Source organism: Serratia sp. A07 (assembly GCF_058725505.1).
Genome location: NZ_JBZXDO010000011.1, coordinates 29198 through 38506 on the forward strand (window position 1 = coordinate 29198; position 9309 = coordinate 38506).

Below are 9309 nucleotides of genomic sequence, written 5' to 3' on the forward strand. Positions count from 1 at the left end.
ATGGAGATCAGCGCGCCGAACACGTTCGGCACCCACAAAGGCGTCATGCTGACGCATTCCCTGTTAGTGGCGTTGGCGACGTTTCTACTCGCCTTGCTGAGCCTGTCGCTGTCCAGCGAAGCCCGCCACTTCACGCCGCTGTGGTTCCCGACCGCCGCCGCGATCGCCGTGCTGTACCGCCACGCCCCGCGCCACTGGGGCCTGCCGCTGCTGGCCAGCGGCCTCGGCATCGTGCTCGCCAGTTTCTTGCTGTTCGGCGTCAGCGCCACTCCCGTCAAGCTGGCCGCCATCAACCTGCTGGAAGCGGCGGTTTGCGCCCTGCTGCTGCGCCGCACGCTGCCGGCGAACGATCCGCTGAGCGATCTGGGCTGCTGGCTGCGCTTTGTGGTGTGCGCCGTGATCTTCACCCCGCTGTTCAGCGCGCTGCTGGCCGCCGGGCTCTCGCCCACGCCGGATCAAACGTTCTGGCAATCGTTCGGCATCTGGTTCATCTCCGAAGCGATAGGGGTGCTGTCGCTGGCGCCGCTCGGCCTCACCTATCACCGCCGCACCTTGGCGGCGCTGAACCCCTACCCGCTGCTGCTCACGCTGATGGGCTCCCTGGCCTTCAGCTACCTGGCGCTGACCTATCTGCCGTTCCCGTTCACCTTCGTCATCCTGCCGCTGCTGTGGGCCGCCATCGCGCTGCCGCGCTTCGAAGCCTTCGCCGTCTGTTTCTGCACCCTGCTGCTGATCACGGTGCTGATCTCGCTGGGCGTGCTGCACCTGCAGGCCTCTGCACACGTCTTCGGTGAGCTTGGCCTGTACTTGCCGATGCTGCTGATCCTGATCCCGGCACACGCGATGGCGATGGTGATGCACACCTTCCGGGTGGAGAAACAGCACATCGTCGAGAGCGAAAGCCGCTTTCGCAGCGCGCTGGAGTATTCCGCCATCGGCATGGCGCTGGTGTCGCCGGAGGGCAAATGGCTGCAGGTCAATCAGGCACTGTGCAAACTGCTCGGCTATACGCCGGAAGGGTTGCACCGCCTGACGTTCCAGGCCATCACCCACCCGGACGACCTCAACGCCGATCTCAGCCAGCTGCACGATCTGCTCGACGGCCACATCAGCAGCTACACCATGGAGAAACGCTATATCCGCAGCGACGGCCAGACCGTTTGGGCGCTATTGGCCGTCTCGCTGGTGCGCGACGCCGAAGGGCAACCGCTGTACTTCATCTCTCAGGTCGAGGACATCAGCGGCCTCAAACGCAGCGAGGCGGAGAACAACCGGCTGGTGGAGCGCATTACGCTGGCCAACCAGGTGGGCGGCGTCGGCATTTGGGAATGGGTGATGAGCCAGGAAAACTTCACCTGGGATCAGCGCATGTTCGAACTCTACGATCTCAATCCCGACCAAACGCCGACGCTGGCGCTGTGGCGCACCCTGCTGGTGCCGGAAGATCGCGAGCGTACCGATCGCGAGCTGGCCGCGCTGCTGGCCGATCCCAAGCCTTTCGTTATGGAATTTCGCATTACCACGCGCGGCGGCAAATTGCGCCATATTCGCGGCCAGGGCAACGTGATCCTCGACGACCAGGGCCAGCCGCTGCGCATGATCGGCACCAATATCGACATGACCGAGCTCAAGATCCTCGCCGAGGCGCTGCACGAAGAAAAAGAGCGCCTGCACATCACCCTCGACGCCATCGGCGAAGGGGTGATCTCCACCGACAGCCACCTGCGCATCACCTTTATGAACCCGGTGGCCGAGCAGATGTGTGGCTGGCCGCTCGAGCTGGCGATCGACATGCCGGTCGCCGGCGTGGTGCGCCTGACCAACGGCAAAGACGGCCCGGAAATCGAAAACCTCACGCAATACCCGCGGCAGTGGCCGGCGGATTACGCGCTGGTGCTGCACAGCCGCGACGGACGTTATTTCGACGTGCAGCAGTCGGTCTCACCGCTGAAAACCCTCGATGGCGAAACCATGGGCGCGGTGATGGTGCTGCAGGACGTCACCGCCTCGCGCGAACTGATGAAAAAACTCAGCTACAGCGCCTCGCACGACGCGCTGACCGGCCTGCCGAACCGCACCCGCTTCGAGAAGCAGCTGAAGGCGGCGATCGCCGCCGGCGGGGAACCGTCGTCGTCGCATTCGCTGGTGTTCCTCGATCTGGATCGGTTCAAAGCGGTAAACGACACCGCCGGCCACGCGGCGGGTGATGCCTTGCTGCGGGACATCGCCCAGCTGATGCGGCACCAGCTGCGCAACAGCGACTGCCTGGCTCGGCTGGGCGGCGACGAGTTCGGTTTGATCCTGTTCGACTGCCGGCTGGAGCAGGCGAAATCGCTGATTCAGCAGGTAGTCAACCAAATCAGCCAGCATCCGTTCTACTGGGAAGGGAAAATTTATCGCGTCGGCGCCAGCGCCGGCATCACGCGCATCGGCGGCGACGCCAAAAGCAGCGAACTGCTGGCCCAGGCCGACATCGCCTGCTACACCGCCAAGCACCACGGCCGCGGCCAGGTTTATCTGTACGAAACGCGGCAAAAACAGCTGCTGGAACGGCAGCATGAATTGCTGAACCCACAGGAGGTACAGACGATCATCAGCGAGGGGCAGCTGCGGCTGCTGACTCGCGCGGTCGCGCCGCCGGCAACGCCGCTGTCGGCCGCGTTTCACCAGGTGAAACTGCAGGTGATGGCACCGGACGATCGGCCGCTGCCGCACGAGGCGTTCATCGCCGCGGCGCAGCTGTACGGCCTGATGCCGGACATCGACCGCTGGGCGGTGACGCAGCTGCTGGTATCGTACGCCGACGACATCAAGCGCAAGGGGCTGTCGCTCGCGTTGCCGCTGGCTACCGACAGCCTGCTGAACACCGACTTCCAACGCTTCCTGACGGAAACGGTGCGCGCTTCCTCGCTGCCGCCGCGGGCACTGCTGTTCAGCGTTGATGAAGCCGTGGTGCTGGAGCACGCCGCGCAGTGCCGAGCGTGTCTGCGCGAACTGCAGCAGCTGGGCTGCCGACTGATCGTCAATGGCTTTGGGCATAACATCAATGCCTTCGATGAGCTGGGCGATCAGAAGATAGACATCATTCGCATCGATGAACGCTTTATCACCAACCTGCACTGCAACCAGATGGATGAGCTGATGGTCTCGATGCTCAACGGCGCGGCGCATCGGATCAAGGCGCAAACGCTCGCCGGGCCGGCCCACCAGCCGGTGACGCTGCAGGCGCTGCGCGATGTCGGCGTCGATCTGGCAGACGGCGACCAGGTGGCGCTGGAGCAGCCGTTGGCGGTTCTGCTCAGCGACGGCTACTTCGGCATCCGCTAACGCCTTCCCTCGCCGGCGCCGTCTCACGGGCGGCGCCGCACCTCTCGTCTTTCACATCATGTTAACCAATACGAGATTAGTGATATAAATAACACCTGAAGCTTAAACGATTAAGTAAGATGAAGCTCCCATGCGGACATCGACGTATCCGTTGATTTTCCTCGACATGTGATAGCTCAGGGATAAGGGACTATGGAAAAGAAATGGTTTTCCGCCAGGGAACTGATGGGGAAAGCGGGGTTGCCCTCGACCCCGCAAGGGGTCAATCTGATGGCCCGACGCGAAGGCTGGGTCAGCCGCCGCCGCAGCGGCGTGCAGGGTAAAGCGCTGGAATACCATATCGACAGCCTGCCGTTCGGCGCGCGCAGCCTGTCGGCCTTACGCGAGGCCGACCATCCGGACTACGACATCAAACGCCAGGATCCTATTCGGGTCTGGATCGAGTATTACTACCATCTGACGCCGGCCGAGCGGGAAAAGCTGCTGGCGTTCCTGATGCGCGAAGGCATGAGCCGCCTGCTGCAGCTGATCGACGCCCCCTGCTAGCCCGAATGCGCCTCACTCCTCCCCTTCCGGCGCCCAACCGTCGTTGTGCCACAGGTGCAACGTGGCGTAAGATCGCCACGGGCGCCAACGTTCGGCATAGCGTTCGATCTGGCGCGGCGTCATGCCGGGGAAACGCTGTTTGATCAGGTAATCGCCGACCAGGAACACGTCCGGCCAAGACCAGGCGCGCATCGCGATATAGCTGGCGGTCCAGCTGCCGATGCCCGGCAGCGCGGTCAGCGCCTTGATGCCCTGTTCGATATCCAGCACGTTATCGAGCTGCAGCCGCCCTTCGCCCAGCGCGCGGGCGATCTCGATCAGCGCCGCCGCGCGCTTCAGCTGTACCCCGAGCGGGCGCAGTGCTTCGGGCTGCAGCTGCGCCACCCGTTCGGCGCTAGGGAAAACGTGGGTGATGCCCTCGTGCGGCGCCGCCAGCGGTTCTCCCCAACGTTCGGCCATCCGCCCGGCGAAGGTTGCCGCCATTTTCACGCTGACCAATTGCCCCAGCACCGCACGCGCCGCCTGCTCGAAGCTGTTTACGCAGCCCGGCAAGCGCAGCCCCGGCGCATCGGCCGCCAGCGAACCCAGCGCCTCATTGATGCGATCCGGCGCGGCGTCCAAATCGAACAGCAAGCGTACGCGGCGCAGCACCTCCGTCGTCACCAAACTGAGCGCCGGCGCGATCTCTACCCTGACCCGGTTGCGCGCTTCTTCCGGCTGCACGCTGAGCCAGCCGCAATACTCCGTACCGCCCTGGCTGACTGAGATCGAACGCAGATAGCGGCGGCCCTCGACCCGCTCTACGCCCTGCACGGCGCGCGCCTGCAAGAAGTTCAGCATGCGATCCCAGTCATAGGGCGGCCGATAGCCCAGGTGGAACACCAGGCCGCTGGCGGCGGCCCGTTCACCGCGCGCGCCGCCGCTGCGCAGCGCCGACGGAATCAGGCGATAGCGCGCCTTGAACAGCTCGTTGAAACGCCGCAGGCTGCCGAAACCGGCGGCGAATGCCACTTCGCTGAGCGGCAGATCGGTATCCGCCAACAGGCGTTTAGCCTGCAGCAGCCGGTGCGACTGCGCGTAATCGATCGGCGAAGCGCCAAACTGCTCGGCGAAGATACGCCGCAGGTGGCGATCGGAAATGCCGAGCCGCGCCGCCAGCGCTTCGCAGCTGTGTTCGGACAGATAGCCCTGCTCGATGAGCTGCACCGCCACCTGCGCATAGCGGTTGCCCAGATCGATCAGCGCCAGACCGGGCGCCAGTTCCGGCCGGCATTTAAGACAGGGGCGAAAGCCCGCCAGCTCGGCCGCCGCCGCGCTCGGATAGAAGGTGCAATTTTCCAGCTTCGGCGTGCGGGCGCTGCACACCGGGCGGCAATAAATGCCGGTGGAAGAGACGCCGACGAAAAAGCGGCCGTCGAATTTGCGGTCACGCGCGCGCAGCGCGTCGTACAACGCTTGCTGTTGGGTATTCATGGCAACGCTCGGGTTCGGTTTTTTCTGCATTATGGGGCTCGGCTGGCGCGCTGACGTGCGGAATTCGGACATTAAGTTAAGCATGCCGATGCCGCGCCCGCTAAATTTTTCGACACTCGCGCATCAGCGCATTGCCCACCGGCCCCGTCTCGGGTAAAGTCGCCCCCCTTCATTGGCATGGGGACAAAAAAGAGATGTTTATTGGATTCGACTATGGGACAGCCAACTGTTCCGTCGCGGTGATGCGCGACCACGGCCCCGAGCTGCTGACGCTGGAAAACAACGAGCCGTATCTGCCTTCGATGCTGTGCGCGCCGACCCGCGAAGCGGTGAGCGAATGCCTGCACCGCCATTGGCAGGTGCCGACCGGCAGCGAAGAAAACCAGCAGCTGCTGCGCCGCGCCATCAGTTACAACCGCGAAGAGGACATTCCGGTCGGCGGCGACAGCGTGCTGTTCGGCCTGCAGGCGCTGGCGCACTACATGGAAGATCCGGAAGAGGTGTACTTCGTGCGCTCGCCGAAGTCTTTCCTCGGCGCCAACGGCCTGAAGCCGCAGCAGATCGCCCTGTTCGAAGACCTGGTCTGCGCCATGATGTTCCACATCAAACGCCAGGCGGAAAACGTGCTGCAGGCCGGTATCGATCAAGCGGTGATCGGCCGACCGATCAACTTCCAGGGCATCGGCGGCGAAGAGGCCAACCGGCAGGCGCAGGGCATTTTGCAGCGCGCCGCCGAACGCGCCGGTTTCAAAGAGATTGAATTCCAGTTCGAGCCGGTGGCGGCAGGGCTGGACTTCGAGGCGACGCTGAGCGAAGAGCAAACCGTGCTGGTGGTGGACATCGGTGGCGGCACCACCGACTGCTCGGTGCTGCTGATGGGCCCGCAGTGGCGCGACCGCGCCGATCGTCAGCAGAGCCTGCTGGGCCACAGCGGCTGCCGGGTCGGCGGTAACGATCTGGACATCATGTTGGCCTTCAAACAGCTGATGCCGCTGTTCGGCCTGGGCGGCGAAACCGGGAAAGGCATCGCCCTGCCGGCGCTGCCTTACTGGAACGCGGTGGCGACCAACGACGTACCGGCGCAAAACGACTTCTACAGCGCCGCCAACGGCCGCGTGCTGCGCGATCTGATCCTCGACGCGGCGGAGCCGGAAAAGGTCAAACGCCTGCTGAAAGTGTACCAGCAGCGCCTGAGCTACCGACTGGTGCGCGCGGCCGAAGAGAGTAAGATAGCCCTGTCCGGCCAAACCGCTATCAGCGCGCCGCTCAGCTTCGTGCAGGCCGATCTGGCGGAAAGCATCAGCCAGGATCAGCTCGCCGACGCCATCTCGCAGCCGTTGATGCGCATCCAGGAGCAGGTCAGTGCCGCGTTGGCCAGCAGCCAGACCGCGCCGCAGGTGATCTACCTGACCGGCGGCAGCGCGCGTTCGCCGCTGCTGCGCGCCGCGCTGCAACAGCAGCTGCCGGGCATTCCGATCGTCGGCGGCAACGACTTCGGCTCGGTCACCGCCGGGCTGGCGCGCTGGGCGCAAACGCTGTTCCGTTGACGGCCCAAGGGCGCGGCTCGCCGCGCCCTTGCTCATTGGAGGCTATGCATTATGTCCACCATCCTTACCCTCGACAGCGACAGGCTGCGGCTGCGCCCCTGGCGCGACGACGATCTGCCGGCCTTCGCCGCGCTTAACGCCGATCCGCAGGTGATGCGCTATTTCCCGGCGACGATGACGGCCGAAGAAAGCCACGCGCAGGCCGAACGCATCCGCGCCTTCATGCAGCAACATGGCTGGGGGCTATGGGCGGTGGAAGTGAAAGTCGGCGCGCCCTTTATCGGTTTTGTCGGGCTGGCGCGGCCGGGCGACGACCTGCCTTGCTCCCCCTGCGTGGAGATCGGATGGCGGCTGGCGGCGGCCCACTGGGGCAACGGCTACGCCGCTGAAGCGGAACGCACTGCGCTGGCGTGTGCCTTCGACACGCTGCACTTGCCGGAAGTGGTGTCCTTCACCGCCGAAGATAACCAGCCGTCACGCCGGGTGATGGAGCGCATCGGCATGCACTTTGACGGCGAAACCTTCCTGCACCCGCGCCTGCCGGCGGGGCACCCGCTGCAAAAACATGTCTTGTACCGGCTGAACCGGCAAACGTGGCGCGAACGCCGCGGCGATTAATACAGCGTATCCTTCAGCCGCTGCGGCAGCGCCTGGTCGTACTCCTCACCGTCGAAGCGCGTTTGGCTCACCGCGGCCAAAATATGGCCGGGGCTGGGCAGCGCCGAACGTTCGAGGCGGCTGCCCTCTTCCCAAAGTCCCGAACGCAAGATCGCCCGGCTGCACTGGAAGAACACCGCCTCCACCCGAATACGCAACACCGAACGCGGCAGCTGATTGCGGTGGGCGAAGCGCTGCAGCACCGCCGGCGCCACCACGATCTCCGCCCGCCCGTTAATCCGCAGCGTTTCGCCGATGCCGGGGATCAGCAGCAGCAGCGCCACCCGGTTGTCGTGCAGAATATTGCGCAGGCTATCGATGCGGTTATTGCCGCGCCTATCCGGCAGCAGCAGGGTTTTCTCGTCTTCGATGTGGAGAAAACCGGCCGGATCGCCGCGCGGCGAGACATCCATGCCGTCCGGCCCGACCGTCGAGAGGGCGGCAAACGGCGCCGCCTCGATAAACGGGCGGTACGCCGGGTGGATATAGCTGACTTCTTTAAAAACCGAGGGGGCGCCGGGTTTGCCGTACAGCTGTTCCAGCGTCGCGAGGTCGTTGATGGTATCACCAGACATTGCGGTTTCCTGAATGGGCCATGTTGACCCCTTCAGCATAGAGCAAAATCGCCGCCGGGTAACGCGCCTTACCCGGCGCTGGCGTGGTTCAGCGCCTGGATGTCGTCCGCATCCAGCGTCAGGCGCGTGGCGCTGACCAACTCATCCAGCTGCGGCAACGAGGTGGCGCTGACGATCGGCGCAGTGATGCTCGGGCGCGCAATCAGCCAGGCCAGCGAGACCTGCGCCGGGGAGGTGCCGTGCTTGCCGGCCACCTGATCCAGCGCCGCCAGAATGCGGAAGCCGCGCGGGTTAAGGTAGCGTTCGACGATGCGATCGCCGCGCTGGCTTTTGCCCTCATCCGCTTTGCTGCGATATTTGCCGGTCAGGAAACCGCTGGCCAGCGCGAAGAAGTTGATCACCCCGAGACCATGGCGCTGCGCCACGCCTTCCAGCTCGGCTTCATACCCTTCGCGCGCATACAGATTGTATTCCGGCTGCAGGGTTTCGTAGCGCGCCAATCCGTTGCTTTCGCTCACCCGCAGCGCTTCTTCCAGGCGATCCGCCTGATAGTTGGAGGCGCCAATCGCCCTCACCTTGCCGGCCTTGATCAGCGCATCGAACGCCGCCAGCGTCTCTTCCAACGGCGTATCGCGGTCATCGTCGTGCGATTGGTAAAGATCGATATAATCGGTTTGCAGGCGGCGCAGCGAATCCTCCACCGCCTGCTGAATATAGCGCGGCGATAGCCCCTGTTTGCCTTCGCCCATCGGTTTGCCCACCTTGGTGGCGATGATCACCTGGTCGCGCTTGCCGCTTTTCTTGAGCCATTCGCCGATGACGGTTTCCGATTCGCCGCCCCGATTGCCCGGTGCCCAGCTGGAATAGACGTCGGCGGTGTCGATAAAGTTGAGCTGATTGTCCACCAGCGCATCCAACAGGCTGAAAGAGGTCGCTTGATCTGCCGTCCAGCCGAACACGTTGCCGCCGAAGGTCAACGCCGGCACCTGAATGCCCGAACGGCCCAGTTGTTTTTTGCTCATTGATAGAGGCTCCATGGGTTAAATAATTCGCTCGTTAATTATTAGCGCCAAATACAGAAAGTCGTTAAAACGCATTGGCTATAAGTTAAAACCCAACGCTTATAAACAGCGTAGGCAACAATCGTTAACTTATTCGGAAAATGCTGACGGTTCCTCCTTATT

Annotated in this window: 7 protein-coding genes; 4 read left to right on the top strand and 3 right to left on the bottom strand. The window is 63.8% G+C overall.

The window, feature by feature from the left end:
* Positions 1–3327, top strand: coding sequence for a diguanylate cyclase (locus tag AC4PR2_RS13400; protein WP_492175216.1), 3327 nt, complete (start codon positions 1–3; stop codon positions 3325–3327).
* A 192-nt stretch (positions 3328–3519) separates the two neighbouring features.
* Positions 3520–3873, top strand: a complete 354-nt coding sequence (locus tag AC4PR2_RS13405; protein WP_492175217.1) for a DNA-binding protein — start codon at positions 3520–3522, stop codon at positions 3871–3873.
* 12 nt (positions 3874–3885) lie between these two features.
* Here AC4PR2_RS13405 and alkA read toward each other — a convergent pair whose 3' ends face one another.
* Positions 3886–5376, bottom strand: coding sequence for a DNA-3-methyladenine glycosylase 2 (gene alkA / locus AC4PR2_RS13410; RefSeq protein WP_464051777.1), 1491 nt, complete (start codon positions 5374–5376; stop codon positions 3886–3888).
* Between the two features lie 164 nt (positions 5377–5540).
* Here alkA and yegD point away from each other — a divergent pair, with 164 nt between their 5' ends.
* Both yegD and AC4PR2_RS13420 read left to right on the top strand, forming a co-directional pair.
* Positions 5541–6893, top strand: coding sequence for a molecular chaperone (yegD, locus tag AC4PR2_RS13415; RefSeq protein WP_048234531.1), 1353 nt, complete (start codon positions 5541–5543; stop codon positions 6891–6893).
* 51 nt (positions 6894–6944) lie between these two features.
* Entirely contained in the window at positions 6945–7511 is a 567-nt protein-coding gene (locus AC4PR2_RS13420; protein WP_492175218.1) for a GNAT family N-acetyltransferase, read from the top strand.
* Here the strand turns inward: AC4PR2_RS13420 and AC4PR2_RS13425 are convergent.
* Together AC4PR2_RS13425 and AC4PR2_RS13430 are read right to left on the bottom strand one after the other, a co-directional pair.
* Positions 7508–8125 carry a pyridoxamine 5'-phosphate oxidase family protein gene (locus tag AC4PR2_RS13425; RefSeq protein ID WP_060424858.1) on the bottom strand — a complete coding sequence of 206 codons (618 nt, stop codon included), beginning with the start codon at positions 8123–8125 and terminating at the stop codon, positions 7508–7510. The two genes, AC4PR2_RS13420 and AC4PR2_RS13425, sit on opposite strands and share 4 nt — an antisense overlap.
* A gap of 68 nt (positions 8126–8193) precedes the next feature.
* Positions 8194–9147, bottom strand: a complete 954-nt coding sequence (locus tag AC4PR2_RS13430; RefSeq protein ID WP_049200690.1) for an aldo/keto reductase — start codon at positions 9145–9147, stop codon at positions 8194–8196.
* Positions 9148–9309 lie beyond the last annotated feature (162 nt).